Origin of the sequence: Amycolatopsis coloradensis, from assembly GCF_001953865.1 — a bacterium.
GTDB classification, from domain to species: Bacteria; Actinomycetota; Actinomycetes; order Mycobacteriales; family Pseudonocardiaceae; genus Amycolatopsis; species Amycolatopsis coloradensis.
This window is the reverse complement of record NZ_MQUQ01000010.1, coordinates 93,099-113,162: the sequence shown is the minus strand read 5'-3', so window position 1 is coordinate 113,162 and position 20,064 is coordinate 93,099. Positions and strand designations below refer to the sequence as shown.

Sequence of the window (20,064 nt, the reverse complement as noted above, 5' to 3'; positions counted from 1 at the left end):
AACGGCGGGATCGCCTCCGTGAGAACCCTGAATTGTCGGTGGGCGGCGCTACGGTCGTCGGCATGGGGACTTCTTCTTCCGAGCACGTCGACGTGCCTGCCTACCTCGCGCGACTCGGCCTCGAGCACGAGCCGCCGTCCCTCGGCGCGCTCTTCCGGCTGCACGCGGCACACGTGGAACGGGTGCCGTACGAAGACTTCGAAGTTCAGCTGGGCCGGGTGACCTCGCTGGATCCGGCGGTGTCGTTCGGCCGGATCGCCGCCGGTCGCGGCGGCTACTGCTATCACCTCAACGGCGCGTTCTCCGCGCTGCTGGGCGCACTCGGCTACCGGGTCACGAGGCATCCGGGTGGGGCGCAGCTGCCCGGCGACCCGGCCGGGATCCACCTCAACCACCTGCCGCTGACCGTGTCCGGCCTGGCGGAGACACCGGAAATGAGCTGGTTCGCCGACGTGGGGCTCGGCGACGGCATCCACGAGCCGCTCCCGCTGCTCGAAGGCGAGTACAAACAGGGGCCGCTGGTGTTCGGCATGCGGGCCTCGGAGGTCACGCCGGGTGGCTGGCGGTTTGACCACGATCCGCAGGGCAGCTTCGTCGGGATGGACTTCGCGCCGGAGACGGCCGTGATGGCGGACTTCGCCGACAAGCACGTCGAGCTGTCCACGGCCGCGGACTCCGGGTTCGTCCGCACGCTCGTGCTGCAACGCCGGGACGCCGAGGGCGTCGACTCACTGCGCGCGCTGACTTTGAGCAGGCTGCCGGGCGACAAGACGGTGCTGGAGTCACCCGCCCTGTGGTGGACGGCGATCGAGGACGTTTTCGGCGTGCCGCGCGGCGGTTTCACCGGTGAAGAACAGGACAGGCTGTGGCGGCAGGCCGTCTCCCAGCACGAGCGTCACGTGGCTGGAGGGAGTGAGATCTCGCCGAGCGCGTAGTTCACGGCCGCTTCGGCGTGCAGCCTGGCGGTGGGGAAGGTCGGCACGGGGCTGTCTTCGGGGCCGACGAGCAGTCCGATCTCGGTGCAACCGTAGATCACGCCGTTGGCACCCGCCTCTACGAGCCGCGCGATGACTTCGCGGTACCGCGCACGGGAGTCCTCGGTGACGACGCCGTGGATGAGTTCGTCGTAGATGACCCGGTGCACCGTCTCGCGATCGGCTTCGTCCGGCACGAGCACGTCGAGCCCGTGCGCGGCGAGGCGTTCGCGGTAGAACGGCTGGGTCATGGTGAAGCCGGTGCCCAGGAGCCCGACGCGTTCGAGGTGCCCGGCCTTGATCGCGGCGGCCGTGGTGTCGGCGATGTGCAGCAACGGAATGCCGAGGCCGTCGGTGAGCTGATCGGCGACCTTGTGCATCGTGTTGGTGCACAAGACGACGACGTCCGCTCCGGCCGCTTCGAGGCCGCGAGCAGCACGGTTCAGTTCCCGGCCCGCGTCGTCCCAGCGGCCTTCGGCCTGCATCGCTTCGAAGTCGGCGAAGTCCACGGAGTAGAGCACGGTACGCGCGGAGTGGTACCCGCCGCGCAGCTCACGGACGCGCTCGTTGACCAGCCGGTAGTACTCGGCCGACGATTCCCAGCTCATCCCGCCCAGCAACCCGATGGTCTTCACGCCCGCCATCATGCCAGCGCCCTTGTTATGAACGGACCTTTCATAACAAATTCTGTTATGAAAGGTCCGTTCATAACACGTAGGTCAGGCCCAGAGCTGCCCATCGAGCCTTTCGGCCGCTTCGTCGAGCGAGCCGGAGTAAGCGCCCGTAGAGAGGTACTTCCACCCAGCGTCCGCGACCACGAAGGCCACGTCGGCGGGCTTACCCGTAGCGGCGGCCTTCTCGGCGACGGCCAGCGCCGCGTGCAGCACCGCACCGGTCGAGATCCCCGCGAAGATGCCTTCGTGCTCCAGCAGCTCACGTGTCCGGCGAAGCGCGTCGTACGCCCCGACGGAGAAGCGGCCGTTGAGCACACTCGCGTCGTAAAGCTCCGGGACGAAGCCCTCGTCCAGGTTCCGCAGGCCGTACACCAGCTCGCCGTAGCGCGGCTCGGCCGCGATGATCTGCACGTCCGGCTTCACCTCGTGCAGGTAGCGCCCGACCCCGACCAGCGTGCCGGTGGTGCCGAGGCCGCCGACGAAATGCGTCAGCGTCGGCAGGTCCTTGAGCAGTTCGGGCCCGGTGCCGCGGTAGTGCGCTTCGGCGTTGGCCGGGTTGCCGTACTGGTAGAGCATCACCCAGTCCGGGTTCGCCTCGGCCAGCTCCTTCGCCCGGCGCACCGCCTCGTTGGACCCGCCCGCCGCCGGCGAGAAGACGATCCGCGCGCCGTACGCCTGGAGCAGCTGCTTACGTTCGGTGGAGGTGTTCTCCGGCATGACGCACACCAGGCCGTAGCCCTTGAGCTTCGCGGCCATGGCGAGCGAAATCCCGGTGTTGCCCGACGTCGGCTCCAGGATCGTGGAGCCGCGCCGGAGGGTGCCCTCACGCTCGGCGGCCTCGATCATCGCCAGCGCCGGGCGATCCTTGATCGAACCGGTCGGGTTGCGATCCTCCAGCTTCGCCCACAACCGCACGTCGTGCGTGGGCGAAAGCCGGGGCAGGCCGACCAGCGGGGTCCCGCCGAGCGTGTCGAGCAGCGACTCGAAGCGAGCCATGGATCAGCCTCCGGCCACGGCGGGCAGGATGGTCAGCGTGTCGCCGTCCTTGACCTCGGCCTCGAGACCACCGGAGAAGCGGACGTCCTCGTCGTTGACGTAGACGTTGACGAAGCGGTGCAGCTTCTCTTCCTTGACCAGACGGGCCTTGAGGCCGCCGTGGCGGGACTCGATGTCGTCGATCACCTCGAGCACGGTCTTGCCGGTCGCCTCGACGGACTTCTCGCCGCCGGTGTGCGTACGCAGGATGGTCGGGATGGACACGGTCACGGCCATGGTTTTCTACCTCCGGTGGTGTTCTCTACAACGCAGACGTTCGGGCGGGCCCGGCTTATTCCGGGGCGGGGGTTCAGCCGGTGATCTCGACGGGCTCCTCGGTGATCTCCCCGTCCACGATCCGGTACGACCGGAATTGATGCGAGTCGGGGTCCTTCGTGGACACGAGCACGTAGTGCGCGTCCGGTTCCGAGGCGTACGAGACATCGGTGCGCGACGGGTAGGCGTCCGTCGCGGTGTGCGAGTGGTAGATGACCACCGGGACCTCGTCGTTGGCGTCCATCTCGCGGTAGAGCTTGAGCAGATCGCCCGAGTCGAATTCGTAGAACGTGGGTGAGCGTGCCGCGTTCAGCATCGGGATGTACCGCTCGGGACTGTCCGATCCTTCGGGTCCGGCGATCACCCCGCACGCCTCATCGGGATGGTCACGACGGGCATGGGCGACGATCTCGTCGACTAGTTCACGGCGGATCCGGAGCACATCGCACATCTTAGGTGCTGGACGCGGCCGGTCCACACTCTGAGATTGCCGCCACTCAGAGCGTGTAGACGATCGGCTCGGCGGGATCGACGTAGACCACCCCGCTGATCATGCGGTCCAGTTGCTGAAGCCAGAAAGACGTCACCTCGCGGTCATTCTTCGCGTAGCGCTCGTCCGGTGGGGCGGTCTTCCAGCGCGGCTTGCGTAAGTACCGGACCTGGGCGTGGACGAGTACGAGACGCAGGTCACGCACTCCGGCCCGGTCGAGGATCACGACCTGCCCGTCCGGCCAGGTCTCGATCACGCGGGTCGTCGCGGCGGCGACCTCGCTCCGCATGGCCTGGCCGTACGTCGCCCGGAACTCGGCGCTGTCGGCCTTCCGGCGGTAGGCGTCCGGGAACAGCAGCTCGCCGGGTATGCCCTCCGGTCCTGCCGGATCGGCTGCCAGCGCGGCGGCGAAGTCGCTCAGGACGAACCGCAGCACCTCGGCCACGTTCTCCACCATGTCGATCCGGGCGCCGTCGCCCTCGCGGGCCACCCGCGCCGCGTCACGCACGCCGGGCCTTCCGCAGCTTCGCGCTGACACCGCGGACCTGGAACGCGGCGACCAACCGCTCTGCCTCGGGCTGTGGCAGGGGCGTGAAGTCGGCATGGCCGTTCTGGTCGAGGGTGTCGACCAGCTGGGCCCCTTCGCCGGCGGACATGCCGAGCAGCTCTTCGAAGACCAGCATGAAGCCCATTCTGGTGTTGATGTTGTCGTGGTGGATCTCGACGATCCACGAGCCCCCGTGCTGCATGCCGACTTGATCGTCAGCGTCCGTTCCTCGTTACGCGAGGGCTTCGGGCCACACGTCGCGGTACGCGCGCATGCCACCCGCCGCAGTGGCGTTCAGCACGCCGTGCACCATCGCCCGCCCGAACACCCGCGCGGCCGCCGAGCACAGCGTGTCCAGCACCGCCGCCCGTCGCGTCGCCGCGATCGGGCCCGCGCCGCCGGGTAGTTCCCGCTCGCCGGTCGCCAGCGCGAAGACCGTGTCGCCGTCGAACATCGTGTGCGCCGGGCGTACGGCCCTGGCGAGACCGTCCTGGGCGGCCACCGCGAGCCGTCGCGCCTCCGCCTTGGACAACGCCGCGTCGACCGCGACCACGCCGATGGTCGTGTTGAGCCCTGCCGCCTTCGCCTCGACGTCGCCGGGCCGGTCGGGCCAGCGGACGCCGAACTCGCCGTCGACCTCGTGATCCGCCGCGAAGGCGCGGCCGGTCGAGAGGTCGACGGCCTCGCCGGCGGCGTTCACGGCGGCGACGACGCCGACGGTGAACTCCCCGACCCGTTCCGAGGCCGTCCCGATCCCGCCTTTGAGTGATCCCGCCTTCGCCCCGGCACCCGCGCCGACGGTGCCCAGCGGCACAGGACCGGCCGCGGCCGCTTCACAGGCCGCGTAGCCGAAGGAGGCGTCCGGACGGTTGCCCCAGTCACCGCGCGGCAGGTCGAACAGCACCGCCGCGGGCACGATCGGCACCACCTCGTGCGGTTCGGCACCGACCGGCATGCCCAGGTTCCGCTCGGCGAGCCAGCGCATGACGCCGTCCGCCGCGGCCAGGCCGTACGCGCTCCCGCCCGACAGGCAGATCGCGTTGACGTGCTGGACCAGGTTCTCCGGCTCCAGCAGATTGGTCTCCCGCGTGCCGGGCGCGCCGCCGCGCTGGTCGACGGCCCCGACGGCGCCGCCGGGGACCAGCACGACCGTCGTCCCGGTCGACCACCCGTCGCCGACCCGCTCGTGGTGCCCGACCAGCACACCCGGAACGTCGGTGATCACGACGTCAGCGACTGGATGAGGGTCTCCTGAACCCAGGTCAGCCAGTGGTAGACGCCCAGATGCGGCGCGCGGGGATCGTCCTCGGGCAGTTCGTCGGGCATGTCCTCGGTGACGTCGAGCGCGGTGCCCAGCGCCAGCCGGACGTCGTTCAGCGCGCCGAGCCACGCGTCGGCCTGCTCGAAGGTCAGCCGCACGTCCCCGCCGTCACGCGGCAGGGTGTCCAGCACGATCTTGGCGACGCCGACCTTCCTGTCCAGCAGATCGGGTTCGTGGATCGACCGCATCGCCGCGGCCGAATCGATGTCCTCGCGGGTCGGGTTGTCCGGATCCAGCTTGTGGAAGTCCGGCAACAGCCGCGAAAGCACCGGATCGTCGGGCGACTCGGTCGGGCCGGTGCGGATCCCGGTCAGCTCCGCCAGCTCGTCCTGCGGCGCCTCCTCGGCACGCGCGGTGAGCATGTCCTCCAGCTGGCTGACCAGACCGCGGAGCACCGCGGCCTCCTGCTGCTCGAACCCGGCGACGATGGTTTCGCCTTTGCGGCGCCATCCGTTCATGAAGGCTGCTCCATCGTCGCCCAGAGGCCGGCCGCGTGCAGTTTCGCGACGTCGGTCTCGACCTTCTCCTTCGAGCCGGACGACACGATCGCCTTACCCTTCTGGTGCACGTCGAGCATCAACTTCGTCGCATGGTCCCGGCTGTAACCGAACAGCTTCTGGAACACGTACGTCACGTACGACATGAGGTTCACCGGATCGTTCCAGACGACCGTCCGCCAGGGGTTGTCCTCAGAGACGACCTCTACTCCCTGTGGATCAACCTGCGTCTGCTCGGATGCGACAGGCGTGGACATGCACTCCATGGTGTCACGGGCCCAACCCGGTACGGGCTGGCAGGTCCGGCCATGTGGGTGAATAGGCTGGCAGCATGGGTTTCCCCGAGGCGGCCACTGGCGCCGGCACCGCGTTGCTCACCGACCACTACGAGCTGACCATGCTGGCCAGCGCCCTGGCCGACGGGACCGCGGATCGGCCGTGTGTCTTCGAGGTCTTCGCCCGTCGCCTGCCCGACGGTCGCCGCTACGGCGTCGTCGCGGGAACCGGCCGGGTCCTCGACTCGATCGCGGACTTCCGGTTCACCGACGCCGAGCTGAGCCAGCTGGAGGCGACCGCCGTCGTCGACGACGCCACCCTTTCGTGGCTCGCGGACTACTCCTTCCAGGGGAACATCGATGGTTACCCCGAGGGCGAGCTCTACTTCCCCGGCTCCCCGATCCTGACCGTCGCCGGTTCCTTCGGCGAGGCCGTCGTGCTGGAGACGCTGATCCTGTCGATCCTCAACCACGACAGCGCGATCGCGTCCGCCGCGGCGCGTATGTCGGGCGCCGCGCACGGCAGGCCGATCATCGAGATGGGCGGGCGCCGCACCCACGAGTGGGCCGCCGTCGCCGCCGCGCGGGCCGCGTACCTCGCCGGTTTCGCCACGACGTCCAACCTCGAAGCGGGTCGCCGCTACGGGATCCCGACGCGGGGCACCGTCGCGCACGCCTTCATGCTGCTGCACGACAGCGAGGAGGAGGCGTTCCACGCGCAGGTGGACAAGATGGGCGCCGACACCACACTCCTGGTGGACACCTACGACATCACCAAGGGCATCGAAACAGCTGTCCGGGTGGCGGGGACCGAACTCGGCGCGATCCGCATCGACTCCGGTGACGTGGGCCCGCTGGCCCGCAAGGCCCGCGAGCAGCTGGACGCCCTCGGCGCCAAGGACACCCGCATCGTGGTGTCCGGTGACCTCGACGAACACGCCATCGCGGCGCTCCGGGCGGAGCCTGTCGACGCGTACGGCGTCGGCACTTCGGTCGTCACCGGCTCCGGCGCGCCGACCGCCGGGATGGTCTACAAACTCGTGGACGTCGACGGTAAACCGGTCGCCAAGCGCAGCGCGCACAAGGAGTCCCGCGGCGGCCGGAAATCCGTGCTGCGGCGGCACCGCGACACCGGCACCGCCGTCGAAGAGGTGATCTGGACGGCCGCGGCGCCGTCCTCGCAGGTCCCGGAACAGGGACCGAACGACCACGAATTGCAGATTCCGCTGGTCCGGGACGGCCGGACGGTGAATGATTTGCCCACGCTGGACGACGCGCGCCAGCGGCTTCGCCGGGCCTTGGTGAGCCTGCCGTGGGAGGGCCTCAAGCTCTCGCACGGGGAGCCCGCCATCCCGACCGTATTCGTCTGATGAGAACTCAGGAGCAACACATGGGGACCGCCCTGATCGTGGTCGATGTGCAGAACGACTTCTGCGAAGGCGGGTCGCTCGGCCTGCCCGGTGGCGCAGCCGCCGCCGAAGCGATCTCCAAGCAGGCCGCCGAGGGCGGCTACGCGCACGTCGTCGCCACTCGCGACTACCACATCGACCCGGGCGACCACTTCAGCGAGACGCCGGACTTCAAGGACAGCTGGCCGCGTCACTGCGTCGCGGGCACCTCCGGCGCTTCGTTCCACCCGGCGCTCGACGTGGTCCCGATCAGCGAGGTCTTCTCCAAGGGCGAGTACACCGCCGCGTACTCGGGCTTCGAGGGCAACGCGCGGGACGGCAAGACGCTCGACGCCTGGCTGAAGGAGCACGACGTCACCGAGGTCGACGTCGTCGGCATCGCAGCCGACTTCTGCGTACGCGCCACCGCGCTCGACGCGGCGAAGGCGGGCTTCACCGTGCGTGTGCTGCTCGATCTCACTGTCGGCGGTTCGCAGCCGACGGTCGACGCCGCGCTCAAGGACTTCGACGAGGCGGGCGTGACCTACACCGGGAAGGCGCCGGTCCCGGCCGCATGATCCAGCACCACCTCCAGGACACCCTGATCGAAAACCGGCTCGTCGCGATCCTGCGGGCCGACAACGCGAACCGCTTCGCCGACGCCGCGACAGTGCTGCACGCGGCGGGCGTCCGGGTGCTCGAAGCGGCGTTGACCACGCCGGGCGCCCCGGAAGCCATCGCGGCCATCCGCAAGAAGCTCGGCGACGACGCGCACGTCGGCGCCGGGAGCGTCCGTGAACCGTCCGATGTGGACATCGCGGCGGACGCGGGCGCGACGTTCCTGGTCACGCCGACGGTGAACCCGCTGGTGCTGGAGCGCGCGCACGAGCGCGGGCTGCCGGTGGTCTGCGGCGCGCTGACCCCCACCGAGATCGACCAGGCCTGGCGCCTGGGCGCGGCCGCGGTGAAGGTGTTCCCGATCGCCGCCGTCGGCGGGATCGCCTACCTGCGGGCGATCCGGGCGCCGATGCCGGACATCCCGCTGGTGCCGACCGGCGGCGTCCACCTCGCCGACGTCGCGAAGTACCTCGAGTCGGGTTCGATCGCCGTCGCCGCCGCGACGCCGCTGCTGGGTGACTCGCTCACCTCCAGCGGGTCACTGGCGGACCTCGCGGCCAGGGCGAGCGAATTCGTCGCCGCGGCCGCGAAGTACGTCTCGCGCACTTAAGCCCCTCTCGCGTTTCGTCCTCTAGTTGCGGTCCTTGCGTGTGCAAGTACCGCAACTAGAGGACGAAACGCGTGGGTGTCAGCTCGAGTGTCAGGGCTTCTTCTTGCCGTATGGGTCGCAGCGCGCGGTCCCGAGGTAGATGTCGCCCTTCGCCGGTCCGCCGCCCTGCGGAAACAGCTTGATGTGCAGCATGTGCGTCACGAGGCTCCCGTCGGGCGGCGTCGGCGTGACGGTCTCGTTGACCGTGAGCGACGCCAGGGTCGTCCCGTCTTCGCCACCGGCGATGGTCAGCCGATAGTTCTGCGGGATGTTCTCCGGCAGGGTGAACCCGATGACGTCGCCGAACTCGATGTAGCCGAGGCTGCCGTCCTTGGTGGTGCTGCACTTCGCCATGAACGTGCGGACCTTGATCACCGGGCCGCCGAAGCGTTCGAGCAGGGTCGTCTCGAACCGCTGCCCGGACGCCTCGCCGACGGCCACCGCGCCGGTCCGGCCGCAGTTCGACTCACCGCCGCCGAACCGGGCGAAATCGCCGGTCGCCCCGCCCTGGGTCGTCCCGGTCAGCGGCCCGTCGACGTCGCACGGCGCCAGATCACCGGTGACGACGTGCTCGTCGCCGATCTCCACGTCGAGCGAGCCGACCGCCGCCGAAGCCGTCGCGGGCGCCGCTTCCGCCGTCGCCGTCGCGGTACCTCCCGCCACCAGTGCTCCGGTCAGCATGGTCACCGACAGCAGCCGCCCCGCCGTCCTGGGTTTCGTCATGGTTGGCAGCCTCCACCAAGTCCCTGACCGGTGCAGGGCCACGCCACCCGGACGGGTGGATCGGCGATGACCGTGAGGTGGCCGACATTCGGTCCGCGACCCGTCGTCTGGCGTTAACCTCGGTTCACATTTGTGTACTCATAGGAGGTCTGAGTGTCTTCGCTGTCTGTGGCCGACCGTCATGTCGTCCTCGCCGACCTCGTTCCCGGCGCACTGGTCCGTGACGCGATCCTGGTCGCCGGTGGCGCCGCGCTGACCGGCGCGGCCGCGCAGATCATGCTCCCGGTGCCCGGCTCGCCGGTGCCGATGACCGGCCAGACGTTCGCCGCCCTGCTGGTCGGCGCGGCGCTGGGCTGGAAGCGCGGCGCGCTGTCGATGGCGCTGTACCTCGCCGTCGGCGCGGCAGGCTTCGGCTGGTTCCAGGACGGCTCGTCCGGACTGTTCGGCGCCAGCGCCGGTTACATCGTCGGGTTCGTCTTCGCCGGCGCCTTGGTGGGCGCGCTCGCCGGCCGCGGCGGAGACCGCACACCGCTGCGCATGGCGGGAACAATGGTGCTGGGCAACCTTGTCATCTACTCGATCGGCGTGCCGTGGCTGATGGCCTCGGCCGGGTACAGCTTGTCGACCGGGCTGGCGTTGGGTGTCGTGCCGTTCCTCATCGGTGACGCGCTGAAGATCGCCGTCGCGGCGGCGCTGCTTCCGGGCACCTGGGCGCTGGTCTCACGCTTCCGCAAGGACGCGTGACCGGCCCTTTCACCGCTCCGGCGCGTGTTATGAAAGGTCCGTTCATAACAGATCTTGTTATGAACGGACCTTTCATAACACCGCGAGGCCGATCCTGACGGTGGCCCCGGCTATCGTCTTGACCCGTGCCAACCCGTGCTGATTTCCCCGGTGTCCTCGAACTCCTGACCCACGCGGTCGAGTCCGTGGGCGGTGCCGAGCGCGAGGGACAGGTGCGGATGGCGGACGCCGTCGGCCGCGCCATCCGCACCGGCGAGCACCTGGCCGTGCAGGCGGGCACCGGCACCGGGAAGTCGTTGGCCTATCTCGTTCCCGCGATCCGGCACGCGGTCGAGAAGGAGGCGACGGTCGTGGTCTCCACGGCCACCATCGCCCTGCAACGCCAGCTGGTCGACCGAGACCTCCCCCGGCTCGCGAAGGCGCTGAAGAAGCCCCTCGGCCGTGAACCCACCTTCGCGATCCTCAAGGGACGCCGGAACTACCTCTGCCTCCACCGGCTCGATTCCGGCGCCCCGGACGAGCCGGAGGACCAGCAGCTGTTCGACCCGTTCGCCGTCTCCCGGCTGGGCAAAGAGGTCACGCGGCTGCGGGAATGGTCGTCCGACACCGAGACCGGCGACCGTGACGAGCTGGTCCCCGGCGTCTCGGATCAGGCGTGGCGCCAGGTTTCCGTCACGGCCAAGGAATGCCTTGGCGCCTCACGCTGCCCCATCGGCACCGACTGCTTCGCGGAACGGTCCCGCGCCGAGGCGGGCAAGGCCGACGTCGTGGTCACCAACCACGCGCTGCTGGCGATCGACGCGCTGCAGGGCTACCAGGTGCTCCCCGATCACGACCTGGTGATCATCGACGAGGCGCACGACCTTGTCGACCGCGTGACGTCCGTGGCCACCGGCGAACTGACCAGCGGCATGGTCACCGCCGCCGCCCGGCGCTGCGGGAAACTGGTCGACGACGAGGTGGCCGACCAGCTGCTGGAGGCGAGCGACGGGCTGGCCCTGATCCTCGACGACCTGCCGTCGGGCCGCATGGACTCGCTGCCGCAGGCCCTCACCGGCGCGATCCCCGCCGTCCGCGACGCCGCGCACCGCTGCCTCACCGCGCTCGGCAAGGACCGGAAGGAAGAGGTCGACGAGGCCACCGCCCGCAAACTGGCGCGGTCGCTGCTCGAAGAGGTCCACGACACCGCGGTCCGGCTGCTCGAAGCCTTCGACGACGACAACGCGCATCAACGCGACGTCGTCTGGCTGACCGGAGACCGCTTCTCCACGAACCCGCGTCCGCCCGCGCTGAAGGTCGCTCCGCTGGGTGTCGCGGGCCTGCTGCGGGAGCGCGTCTTCAACCAGCACACGACCGTCCTCACCTCGGCGACGCTGACCCTGGGCGGCACTTTCGACACGATGGCCCGGCAATGGGGTCTGCCGCCCGGCGGGGCCAGGGTCGAGAAGGCACCCGGCGCGGCGACCGACAAGGCGGTCCCGGCCGACAGCGACGGCCCGAAGTGGACCGGGCTCGACGTCGGCTCCCCGTTCGACCACAAGCGCAACGGCATCCTCTACCTGGCCAAACATCTGCCGCCGCCGGGCCGGGACGGCCTACAGCCCTCGACGATGGACGAACTGGCCGAGCTGATCGAGGCCGCGGGCGGGCGCACGCTCGGCCTGTTCTCCTCGATGCGCGCGGCGAAGCAGGCCACCGAGGAGATGCGGGAACGGCTCGACGTGCCGATCCTCTGCCAGGGCGACGACTCCACCGGCCTGCTGGTGCAAAAGTTCTCCGAGGACGCGCGCACTTGTCTGTTCGGCACGCTGTCGCTGTGGCAGGGCGTCGACGTGCCCGGTCCGTCGCTCCAGCTCGTGGTGGTCGACCGCATCCCGTTCCCACGCCCGGACGACCCGGTCTCGTCCGCGCGGCAGCGAGCCGTGGAAGCCAGGGGCGGCAACGGTTTCCTCACCGTCGCGGCCACGCACGCCGCACTGCTGCTCGCACAGGGCACCGGACGGCTGCACCGCTCGGTCACCGACCGCGGCGTGGTGGCGATCCTGGACTCGCGGCTGGCCACGGCTCGCTACGGCGGATTCCTGCGCGCCTCACTGCCGCCGTTCTGGCCGACCATGGACCCGAAGGTCGCCCGCGACGCCTTGCGCCGCCTCGACGCCGCCGCCCCGGCCTGAGTGGTCTGGAACACGGCCGAGTACCGTAAACGGAACGCCGAAGACAGGGAGAGCCGGTTGTCCCACGAGTCGCCCAACGCACAATCCCGGACCGTCAGCGTCGATGACACCGGAGTGCGGCGCCAGCTCGCGGACGGAAGCGAGGAAGCCGTCACGTGGTCCGAGCTGTCCGCGGTGGTGGTCAGAGTGATCCCTGAAGGCCCGTGGAAAGAAGACGTTTTCTTCATGCTCGCCGGCGCCGACGGGAAGGGCACCGCGATCCCCAGCGGCGACCCCGCCGCCGACGCGCTGATCGAGCGGCTGCAGACGCTGCCCGGCTTCGACAACGAGAAGTTCATCGAGGCCATGACCACCGACGCCGACGAGGCGTACGTGGTCTGGAGCTCCGAAGGCCACGCCGCGAAGCACTAACGAAGTGTTATGAACGGTCCGTTCATAACAAAATTTGTTATGAACGGACCGTTCATAACATCCCCGGGCCCTACTCCACCGGGAAGCTCTCCGTGACCGGGATCCCCTTCTTCAGCGTCCGGCTCACCGTGCACAACCGCTCGATGGCGCGATCCACCGCCGCCGCGAGCGCCTCCCGGTCCTCAGCGGGCAGCGAAGACACGTCGACGTCGAAAGCCACGTGGACGCCGTCGAGTTCCGAAGCGCCTTCGCGCCTGTCCGCGGTCACGCCGACCCGGAACTTCGAGTCCTCCCCGATCCGCCGCGTGATGAGGTTCTCGGCGGTGACGGCTGAGCAGCCCGCCGCCGCGATCTGCAGCAGTTCGGCGGGCGAGAAGGCGCCCTCGGCGCCCTTGCGGCCGATCACGACCTCGGCGCCGCGTTCGTTGCGGCCGACGAAGCGGTGCTCGCCGTCGCGCTGGACTTCCAAAGACACGGGCTTCCCTTTCAGAGTGGTGGCAGCCTTGGCGCGATCTCCCTGGCGAGCCGTTCCGCCGCCGGGCACATCTCCGGCGGCTTCTTGACCTTGTCCGAGACGTAGATCTCCACCGTCTCGATCATGGCACGGCCGTTCCCGGTGAAGGTCCGGTGCGGGATCTCCGCCTGACAAGCGTCCCACTCGGGCGCGATCTCGACGAAGGCCTCCCGCGATCCGAGAGCGACCCGGGTGCCGTCCGCCTCGAACGGCGCCCACTCCCGCTCGAACCGGATCGTCACTTCCGTCTCACGATGGTTCCAGTAGCACTCCCAGTTGCCGAAGACCGGATCCGGCGCGGCCGGGCCACCGACGATCGCCCGCGGCAGCTCCCCGCCCAGCGCGCAGGCGTCGAGACTCCCGAGCGTTCCCGCGGCGAAGGGAACGGGACGCCGCTTGAGCGGTTCCCGGTTCAGCACGGCGGCCGCGTGCACGGCCACCGGGTCGACGTAGTCGCACAGATGGGCGTGCCAGTCCTGGATGTGCCGGGCGTGCACCCAGACCTGGTTCCCGTCCGGCAACGGGATGACCCGGCCGCACTTCTCTTCGGGTTCACCCGGCACTTCGCGCACGGTCAAGCGCCCCGGCGCCGGCCTCTCCAGCAACGGCGATTTCGGAATCGTCAGTTCGAGCCGGACGTCGACGATGTCGCCGTCGTCGGGGCTCACGCGCAGCAGGATTCCGCAGGCGTTGAAGTTGCCGTTGGCGGTGTCGAGTTCGGGGGTGCCGAACTGCTTCAGCACCGAGGGATCCACCAGCGCGCAGGGATCCGCCGTGCGCGGGTCGCCGACCGAATCGGCGGGGACCGGGGCGGCCGCGATCGACGCCGGTTCCTTTGTGGCGTAGACGAGGCCTCCCACCAGTACCAGTACCGCGGCGACGGCTCCGATCGCGACGGCGCGCCTGGTCACCCGGAAACGTCGTGACCGCGCCGGAACGTCGACGTCCGCGACTTCGGCCAGCAGCTCGGCGGCGCGGACGGCGTTCGGCCGCCCGGCGGGTTTGCGCCGCAGCAGCTCGGTCAGCACCGGCGCCAGCCGTCCAGCCTGGCGGATCGGTTCCAGGGTGTACGACGTCGCCCGCCGGAGCTGGACGAACGGTCCCGCGTTCGCGTCTCCCCACACCGACGTGCCTTCGACGGCGGCGAACAGCGTCGCACCCAGCGAGAACACGTCCGCCGCGGCACCCGCCTGCCGCCCCTCGGCCATCTCGGGCGCGACGTAGCCGGGAGTCCCGACGTCGAGGGCGCCCCCGGTGCGGGTCACCTCCGCCCACTGCGCGATGCCGAGGTCGGTGAGTTTGGCGGCTCCGCCCGCCGCCACCAGGACATTGCCCGGTTTGAGGTCGCGGTGGACCATGCCCTTCTCGTGCATCGCCGCGAGCGCCGCGGCGAGCTGGACGCCGATCTTCGCCACCTTGCCGGGCGGCAACGGACCGTCGGTTTCGAGGATGTCCGCGAGGCTGCGCGAAGGCAGGTACTCCATGACGAGCCAGCGCTCGTCACCGTCCATCACCGCGTCGAAGACGGTGACCACGTTCGGATGATGCAAGCCCGCGCCGATCCGCGCCTCACGCCGGATCTGGCCGTTGTCCCCCGCCTGCGAACGCTTCAGCGCGACAACCCGTCCGAGGTCCTGATCGGTGGCACGCCAGACCACGCCCATGCCTCCGGCGCCGATCCGCTCCTCCAAGCGGTAGCGCCCGGCGATCAGCCGGTCACCCATGCGGGGAGTATAAGAGGTTAAGCCCTTTGGGCTAGGACAGTGACCGTACCGGGATCAACCTCGGTGAATCCCGCGTCCCGGACCGCGACGACTCCGTCCCGGCGCCACGAGCCCTCGGGGTCCTCGACCGGGCACAGCGCCTTCCAGGTCGCGACCGGCGGGGTCCGCACCGAGCAGCGGAAACCGGCCTCGGCCCAGGCGGCGAGTCCGGGCTCGTCCAGCAGCGAGGCCAGGATCATCGTCGCGTGCCCGACCTGGGCGGCGCCCTTGCCGACGGTCATCGAGACCTCGGGGTTCAGCAGCAACCGCGGGACACCGGCCGGTGCGGCCCCCGGCTCGTCGGCCGGGAGTTCGCTCCCGGAGATCTGCAACCGCGAGACCTCTTTCGGCGTCTCGATCACGCGGCAGGGAAGCAAGGCCCGTGCCTCGGCGCCGTCGACCTCGACCGTGATGCCCGGCAACTCCTGGACCGCCTGCCAGTGCGCACCCCGCGCACGCCGGGCGACCTTGCGGATCCGGCCGTCGACCCAGGCCTTGAGCGGCTCGTGCCATTCGCCTTCGGGCAGGGCGCGCTCATCCAGGCAGACCGCGACGGCCGCCGCCGCGGAGGCTTCCAGCAAAGCGGTCCGGGACGGCGGTTCGGCGCGTTCCATCCGCAGGATGACCGGCATGGCGCGGACCTCGGCGGGATCCTCGTCCGAGGTGTCTTCCGTGGCCTCGGCGGGCAGGCCCAGCCAGTACGCGTAGCGCGCGGCCAGCGGCTCCAGCACGCTCATGGCCGGGACAGTTCGAGACCGTCGGCCGCGTCGGCGGCCTCGATCTCACCGCGCGTGACACCGAGCAGGAACAGCACGGCGTCGAGGTACGGATGCGAAAGCGCGGTGTCGGCCACCTCGCGCAGCGCGGGCTTGGCGTTGAAAGCGACACCCATCCCGGCGACCGACAGCATGTCGATGTCGTTCGCCCCGTCACCGACCGCGACACACTGCTGAAGCGAGATCTCATACTCCTCGGCGAACCGGCGCAGCGCGGTCGCCTTGCCCGCGCGGTCGACGATCTCCCCGACCACCCGGCCGGTGAGCTTGCCGTTGACCACTTCGAGTTCGTTCGCGGCGGCGAAGTCGAGGCCGAGATCGTCCACCAGCGACTGGATGATCCTGGTGAACCCGCCCGAAACGACTCCGCAGCGGAAGCCCATCCGCTTCAGCGTGCGGATGGTCGTGCGCGCACCCGCGGTGAGTTCGATGGACGCGGCGACCTCGTCCAGCACCGTCTCCGGAAGCCCTTCGAGTAGCGCGACACGGCGCTCCAGCGACTCACCGAAGTTCAGTTCCCCGCGCATCGCGGCCTCGGTGATCTCGCGGACCTGCGGTTCGACGCCGGCGTGCGCGCCGAGCATCTCGATGACCTCACCCTGGATGAGCGTGGAGTCGACGTCGAAGACGACCAGCCGCTTGGCCCGGCGGGCGAGCCCGGCCCGCTCGACCGAGATGTCGATCCCGGCCTCGACGGCGGCATCGGCCAGCGCGGTCCGCAACGCGGCGTCGGCCTCCGGCGTGTCCTGGGCGAGCGAGGTGTACAGCTCCAGCCCGGTGACCGGGTAGTCGGCGACACTGCGGATCGAGTCGATGTTGACGTCCAGCGCGGCCAGGCGGCGCGCGACGTCGGAGAACGCCCGCGCGGTCACCGGGCGGCCGAGCATCAGCAGGACGTGCGTCGAGTCCTTCTGGCCGCTGGCGAACGGGTCGGCGCCGATGGCCGAACCGATCTTCACCTCGACCTGCATGCCGACCGACGCCATCGCCTGCTCGACATACTCCTGGAGGCCTTCGGGGTCGCGGTACACCCCGGCGAGCACGCCGAGCACCAGCTGGCCTCTGATAACCACCTGCTCGACGTCGAGGACGTCGACGTCGTGGCGCGACAGCACGGCGAACAGCACCGAGGACACGCCCGGCTTGTCGGGGCCGGTGGTGGTGATGAGAACTGGTGTCTGCGTCACGGGGTCAGTCTCCCTCAGCCGACCACGAAAAGGCGCGTGCCTTGCCCCTGTGTGAGGCAAGGCACGCGCCGATTCCGCTTATCGGGTCACTTCTCGCTGGAGTTGTCCTCGGAGTGATCACCCGGCATGACCGCCTCGGTGAGCACCTGGGACGGCGCCCGGTGGGAGTTGACCTTCTGCTTCCCGAAGAAGCCGATCTCACCCTCCTTGTGGATGCGCTCCACCATATGCGGGTAGTGCAGCTCGAACGCCGGCCGCTCGGAACGGATCCGCGGCAGCTCGGTGAAGTTGTGCCGCGGCGGCGGGCAGGACGTCGCCCATTCGAGCGAGTTGCCGTAGCCCCACGGGTCGTCCACCGTGACGATCTCGCCGTACCGGTAGCTCTTGAAGACGTTCCAGATGAACGGCAGCGTCGACGCACCGAGGATGTACGCGCCGATCGTGGAGATCGTGTTCAGCGTGGTGAAGCCGTCGGATTGCAGGTAGTCCGCGTACCGCCGCGGCATACCTTCGGCGCCCAGCCAGTGCTGCACCAGGAACGTGGCGTGGAAGCCGATGAACGTGGTCCAGAAGTGCCACTTGCCGAGCTTCTCGTCCATCATGCGGCCGGTGATCTTCGGGAACCAGAAGTAGATCCCGGCGAACGTGGCGAACACGATCGTGCCGTAGAGCACGTAGTGGAAGTGCGCGACGACGAAGTAACTGTCCGACACGTGGAAGTCGATCGCCGGCGCGGCCAGCATGATGCCGGTCAGACCGCCGAAGAGGAACGTGACGATGAAGCCCATCGAGAAGATCATCGGCGTCTCGAAGGACAGCTGGCCCTTCCACATCGTGCCGATCCAGTTGAAGAACTTCACGCCGGTTGGGACCGCGATCAGGAAGGTCATGAAGGAGAAGAACGGCAGCAGCACGGCGCCGGTCGCGTACATGTGGTGCGCCCACACGGCCACCGACAGCGCGGCGATCGCCAGCGTCGCCCAGACCAGGCCCTTGTAGCCGAAGATCGGTTTGCGGCTGAAGACCGGGAAGATCTCCGACACGATCCCGAAGAACGGCAGGGCCACGATATAGACCTCTGGATGGCCGAAGAACCAGAACAGGTGCTGCCAGAGAATCACGCCGCCGTTCGCGGGGTCGAACACATGCGCCCCGAGATGCCGGTCCGCCAGCAGGCCCATCAGGGCCGCGGTCAAGATCGGGAACGCCAGCAGGATCAGGATGCTGGTGACCAGGATGTTCCAGGTGAAGATCGGCATCCGGTACATCGTCATACCGGGGGCGCGCAGGCAGACCACCGTGGTGATCATGTTGACGCCACCGAGGATGGTGCCGAGACCGGACACGACCAGACCGGAGATCCACAGGTCGGCGCCGACGCCGGGCGAGTGGATGGCGTCCGACAGCGGGGTGTAGGCGAACCAGCCGAAGTCGGCGGCGCCACCCGGGGTCAGGAAGCCGGACATCACGATCAGGCCGCCGAAGAGGTACAGCCAGTACGAGAACGCGTTCAGCCGCGGGAACGCGACGTCCGGCGAACCGATCTGGAGCGGCAGCACGAAGTTCGCGAATCCGAAGAGGATCGGCGTCGCGTACAGCAGCAGCATGATCGTGCCGTGCATCGTGAACAGCTGGTTGTACTGCTCCTGCGAAAGGAACTGCTGCCCGGGACGTGCCAGCTCGGAGCGGATCAGCATCGCCATCGCGCCGCCCACCATGAAGAAGGCGAACGACGTGACCAGGTACATGATGCCGATTTGCTTGTGGTCCGTCGTGCGGAACAACCGCAGCAGGTACGAACCCTTAACCGACTCGCGCGCGGGGTATGGGCGCGTGGCGATCGGCTTGGGGGCTACGGCCGTCACTCCTGCCTCCAACACTCAAACCTTGTGGTGGTCAATGTTCTGCCGTCGGCCGGGTTCGGGACCCATTTCGGCGGCTAATGGGGATCGTAGCCCTCACTACCCACTGTCGCGCGCACCGGCTGGCAAGATCGCGCCGTGACCGACGAACACACCCGGGCGGGAGTGGCCGCGGCGATCGCTGTCGGTGACCGGTACGGGCTGCCGACCGGGGATCCCGATGTCTTGCATTTCAAGTCGAACGTGCTGGTGAGACTGGGTCCGGTGGTGGCGCGAGCGCCGGGAACCACGCGCCTGGCCCGGACGTCCCCCGCGGACTGGCTCGCGTGCGACGTCGAGCTGTCGAGGCACCTCACGGAACGTGATGTGCTCGTCGTCTCACCGACCACGGATCCCCCGGCCGGACCGCATTTCGCCAAGGGGTTGCCGGTCACTCTCTGGCACTACACCCCCCATGAGCCGGGAGCCACCCTGCCGCCGCGGGAGGTGGCGTCTTCACTCGCGCGAGTGCACGCGGCGCTCGCGGACTACCCCGGTGAACTGCCCGAACTCGGACCCGTCGGTGAACTCCGGACGCTGCTCGACCGGCACGGGTCGTTCATGAACGGAGCGGCGCCGCGACTGTACGAAGAACTCGAAAGGGTCGTCGCGGCACTGCCTGACTCGCCTGTGCGGCCACTGCACGGGGACGCCCACCCGGGGAACGTCGTCGCGACGGCGGCCGGGCCGTGCTGGCTCGACTTCGAAGACACCTGGCGCGGGCCGCTCGGCTGGGATCTCGGCGTGCTCTACGCGGAAGCGGGTGCCGCGGCTCTTTCCGCGTACCCGGCGGACGTGGCGCCTTCGTCGCTGGAGCCGTTCATCGCGCTTCGGCGGTTGTTCGAGGTTCCCTGGCGGTTCGTGATCGCGCGGCGGTTCCCTTCGCGCCTCGGGGAGGCCGAGGCGGCACTGGAGCGCTACTTCTCCCGCAAGTAGTCCTCTAGTTGCGGGAGTCGGTAGTGCGAACCACCGCAACTAGAGGTCGACTACTTGCGGGCGGGCCCGGGGTCCTGAAGGCCACCTTGGGGCGTTGACCGTCTCAAGGTGGCCTTCGAGATCATCAAGCCCGGGCCGTTCTCCCGCAATTAGTCGACTACTTGCGGGCGGGGCGAACGCGAAGCCGGATG

23 protein-coding genes are annotated in these 20,064 nt (G+C 69.2%); 8 read left to right on the top strand and 15 right to left on the bottom strand.

Annotation, left to right across the window (positions count from 1 at the left end):
• Window positions 1–62 precede the first annotated feature (62 nt).
• Entirely contained in the window at window positions 63–935 is an 873-nt protein-coding gene (locus tag BS329_RS18750) for an arylamine N-acetyltransferase family protein (protein ID WP_076162810.1), read from the top strand.
• On the opposite strand, the gene BS329_RS18745 is transcribed toward BS329_RS18750, so the two are convergent.
• The 9 genes from BS329_RS18745 to clpS all read right to left on the bottom strand — a co-directional run bounded on the left by BS329_RS18745 (window position 896) and on the right by clpS (window position 6,071).
• Window positions 896–1,609, bottom strand: a complete 714-nt coding sequence (locus BS329_RS18745) for an aspartate/glutamate racemase family protein (RefSeq protein WP_076162809.1) — start codon at window positions 1,607–1,609, stop codon at window positions 896–898. The two genes, BS329_RS18750 and BS329_RS18745, sit on opposite strands and share 40 nt — an antisense overlap.
• Before the next feature lie 84 nt (window positions 1,610–1,693).
• Window positions 1,694–2,644, bottom strand: coding sequence for a PLP-dependent cysteine synthase family protein (locus tag BS329_RS18740; protein WP_076162516.1), 951 nt, complete (start codon window positions 2,642–2,644; stop codon window positions 1,694–1,696).
• A 3-nt stretch (window positions 2,645–2,647) separates the two neighbouring features.
• Window positions 2,648–2,920: a MoaD/ThiS family protein gene (locus tag BS329_RS18735; RefSeq protein WP_005165659.1), complete on the bottom strand. Its 273-nt coding sequence runs from the start codon at window positions 2,918–2,920 to the stop codon at window positions 2,648–2,650.
• A 73-nt stretch (window positions 2,921–2,993) separates the two neighbouring features.
• Complete coding sequence (locus tag BS329_RS18730; protein WP_101613470.1) at window positions 2,994–3,401, bottom strand: M67 family metallopeptidase; 408 nt, start codon at window positions 3,399–3,401, stop codon at window positions 2,994–2,996.
• A 55-nt stretch (window positions 3,402–3,456) separates the two neighbouring features.
• A complete protein-coding gene (locus BS329_RS18725; protein WP_076162512.1) occupies window positions 3,457–3,957 on the bottom strand; it encodes a DUF2017 family protein in 501 nt (166 codons plus the stop codon).
• Window positions 3,950–4,198 (bottom strand): hypothetical protein, encoded by a 249-nt coding sequence (locus BS329_RS18720; RefSeq protein WP_076162510.1) that lies wholly within the window; start codon window positions 4,196–4,198, stop codon window positions 3,950–3,952. The genes BS329_RS18725 and BS329_RS18720 overlap by 8 nt, the downstream gene beginning before the upstream one ends.
• Before the next feature lie 30 nt (window positions 4,199–4,228).
• Entirely contained in the window at window positions 4,229–5,221 is a 993-nt protein-coding gene (locus tag BS329_RS18715; RefSeq protein WP_076162508.1) for a P1 family peptidase, read from the bottom strand.
• Complete coding sequence (locus BS329_RS18710) at window positions 5,218–5,775, bottom strand: DUF2017 domain-containing protein (protein WP_076162506.1); 558 nt, start codon at window positions 5,773–5,775, stop codon at window positions 5,218–5,220. Before BS329_RS18710 ends, BS329_RS18715 begins: the two co-directional genes overlap by 4 nt.
• Window positions 5,772–6,071, bottom strand: a complete 300-nt coding sequence (clpS, locus tag BS329_RS18705) for an ATP-dependent Clp protease adapter ClpS (protein ID WP_076162504.1) — start codon at window positions 6,069–6,071, stop codon at window positions 5,772–5,774. The genes BS329_RS18710 and clpS overlap by 4 nt, the downstream gene beginning before the upstream one ends.
• A 74-nt stretch (window positions 6,072–6,145) precedes the next feature.
• On the opposite strand from clpS, the gene BS329_RS18700 reads away from it, so the two are divergent.
• The 3 genes from BS329_RS18700 to BS329_RS18690 are packed head-to-tail and all read left to right on the top strand — an operon-like array spanning window position 6,146 to window position 8,705.
• Window positions 6,146–7,459 (top strand): nicotinate phosphoribosyltransferase, encoded by a 1,314-nt coding sequence (locus BS329_RS18700; protein ID WP_076162502.1) that lies wholly within the window; start codon window positions 6,146–6,148, stop codon window positions 7,457–7,459.
• A gap of 20 nt (window positions 7,460–7,479) precedes the next feature.
• Window positions 7,480–8,055, top strand: coding sequence for an isochorismatase family protein (locus BS329_RS18695; protein ID WP_076162500.1), 576 nt, complete (start codon window positions 7,480–7,482; stop codon window positions 8,053–8,055).
• The gene (locus tag BS329_RS18690) at window positions 8,052–8,705 is read left to right on the top strand and encodes a bifunctional 4-hydroxy-2-oxoglutarate aldolase/2-dehydro-3-deoxy-phosphogluconate aldolase (protein ID WP_076162498.1); all 654 of its coding nucleotides are present in this window, start codon (window positions 8,052–8,054) and stop codon (window positions 8,703–8,705) included. The genes BS329_RS18695 and BS329_RS18690 overlap by 4 nt, the downstream gene beginning before the upstream one ends.
• A gap of 90 nt (window positions 8,706–8,795) precedes the next feature.
• Here the strand turns inward: BS329_RS18690 and BS329_RS18685 are convergent, their stop codons facing one another.
• A complete protein-coding gene (locus BS329_RS18685) occupies window positions 8,796–9,467 on the bottom strand; it encodes a hypothetical protein (protein ID WP_076162496.1) in 672 nt (223 codons plus the stop codon).
• A gap of 153 nt (window positions 9,468–9,620) precedes the next feature.
• On the opposite strand from BS329_RS18685, the gene BS329_RS18680 reads away from it, so the two are divergent.
• From BS329_RS18680 to BS329_RS18670, 3 genes are all read left to right on the top strand, one after another.
• Window positions 9,621–10,211: a biotin transporter BioY gene (locus BS329_RS18680; protein ID WP_076162494.1), complete on the top strand. Its 591-nt coding sequence runs from the start codon at window positions 9,621–9,623 to the stop codon at window positions 10,209–10,211.
• A 125-nt stretch (window positions 10,212–10,336) separates the two neighbouring features.
• Entirely contained in the window at window positions 10,337–12,385 is a 2,049-nt protein-coding gene (locus BS329_RS18675; protein ID WP_076162492.1) for an ATP-dependent DNA helicase, read from the top strand.
• A 57-nt stretch (window positions 12,386–12,442) separates the two neighbouring features.
• Window positions 12,443–12,796: a hypothetical protein gene (locus BS329_RS18670; protein WP_026466908.1), complete on the top strand. Its 354-nt coding sequence runs from the start codon at window positions 12,443–12,445 to the stop codon at window positions 12,794–12,796.
• A gap of 70 nt (window positions 12,797–12,866) precedes the next feature.
• On the opposite strand, the gene BS329_RS18665 is transcribed toward BS329_RS18670, so the two are convergent.
• From BS329_RS18665 to ctaD, 5 genes are all read right to left on the bottom strand, one after another.
• Window positions 12,867–13,271, bottom strand: a complete 405-nt coding sequence (locus BS329_RS18665; protein WP_076162490.1) for an OsmC family protein — start codon at window positions 13,269–13,271, stop codon at window positions 12,867–12,869.
• Between the two features lie 11 nt (window positions 13,272–13,282).
• Window positions 13,283–15,034: a serine/threonine-protein kinase gene (locus BS329_RS18660; protein WP_076162488.1), complete on the bottom strand. Its 1,752-nt coding sequence runs from the start codon at window positions 15,032–15,034 to the stop codon at window positions 13,283–13,285.
• 17 nt (window positions 15,035–15,051) lie between these two features.
• Window positions 15,052–15,810, bottom strand: a complete 759-nt coding sequence (locus BS329_RS18655; RefSeq protein WP_076162486.1) for a peptidyl-tRNA hydrolase — start codon at window positions 15,808–15,810, stop codon at window positions 15,052–15,054.
• The gene (gene serB, locus BS329_RS18650; protein WP_076162484.1) at window positions 15,807–17,036 is read right to left on the bottom strand and encodes a phosphoserine phosphatase SerB; all 1,230 of its coding nucleotides are present in this window, start codon (window positions 17,034–17,036) and stop codon (window positions 15,807–15,809) included. The genes BS329_RS18655 and serB overlap by 4 nt, the downstream gene beginning before the upstream one ends.
• A gap of 86 nt (window positions 17,037–17,122) precedes the next feature.
• Window positions 17,123–18,901 carry an aa3-type cytochrome oxidase subunit I gene (gene ctaD / locus BS329_RS18645; RefSeq protein WP_076162482.1) on the bottom strand — a complete coding sequence of 593 codons (1,779 nt, stop codon included), beginning with the start codon at window positions 18,899–18,901 and terminating at the stop codon, window positions 17,123–17,125.
• Window positions 18,902–19,036: 135 nt separating this feature from the next.
• On the opposite strand from ctaD, the gene BS329_RS18640 reads away from it, so the two are divergent.
• Entirely contained in the window at window positions 19,037–19,873 is an 837-nt protein-coding gene (locus BS329_RS18640; RefSeq protein WP_076162480.1) for a phosphotransferase, read from the top strand.
• Window positions 19,874–20,064 lie beyond the last annotated feature (191 nt).

What these genes read in the sequence shown, in the direction of transcription:
- BS329_RS18695 (WP_076162500.1), top strand. Translation starts at nt 7,480, where the DNA reads ATGGGGACCGCCCTGATCGTGGTCGATGTGCAGAACGACTTCTGCGAA.
- BS329_RS18710 (WP_076162506.1), bottom strand. Translation starts at nt 5,775, where the DNA reads ATGAACGGATGGCGCCGCAAAGGCGAAACCATCGTCGCCGGGTTCGAG.
- BS329_RS18685 (WP_076162496.1), bottom strand. Translation starts at nt 9,467, where the DNA reads ATGACGAAACCCAGGACGGCGGGGCGGCTGCTGTCGGTGACCATGCTG.
- BS329_RS18700 (WP_076162502.1), top strand. Translation starts at nt 6,146, where the DNA reads ATGGGTTTCCCCGAGGCGGCCACTGGCGCCGGCACCGCGTTGCTCACC.
- BS329_RS18655 (WP_076162486.1), bottom strand. Translation starts at nt 15,810, where the DNA reads ATGAGCGTGCTGGAGCCGCTGGCCGCGCGCTACGCGTACTGGCTGGGC.
- BS329_RS18690 (WP_076162498.1), top strand. Translation starts at nt 8,052, where the DNA reads ATGATCCAGCACCACCTCCAGGACACCCTGATCGAAAACCGGCTCGTC.
- BS329_RS18750 (WP_076162810.1), top strand. Translation starts at nt 63, where the DNA reads ATGGGGACTTCTTCTTCCGAGCACGTCGACGTGCCTGCCTACCTCGCG.
- clpS (WP_076162504.1), bottom strand. Translation starts at nt 6,071, where the DNA reads ATGTCCACGCCTGTCGCATCCGAGCAGACGCAGGTTGATCCACAGGGA.
- BS329_RS18660 (WP_076162488.1), bottom strand. Translation starts at nt 15,034, where the DNA reads ATGGGTGACCGGCTGATCGCCGGGCGCTACCGCTTGGAGGAGCGGATC.
- BS329_RS18740 (WP_076162516.1), bottom strand. Translation starts at nt 2,644, where the DNA reads ATGGCTCGCTTCGAGTCGCTGCTCGACACGCTCGGCGGGACCCCGCTG.
- BS329_RS18735 (WP_005165659.1), bottom strand. Translation starts at nt 2,920, where the DNA reads ATGGCCGTGACCGTGTCCATCCCGACCATCCTGCGTACGCACACCGGC.
- BS329_RS18720 (WP_076162510.1), bottom strand. Translation starts at nt 4,198, where the DNA reads ATGCAGCACGGGGGCTCGTGGATCGTCGAGATCCACCACGACAACATC.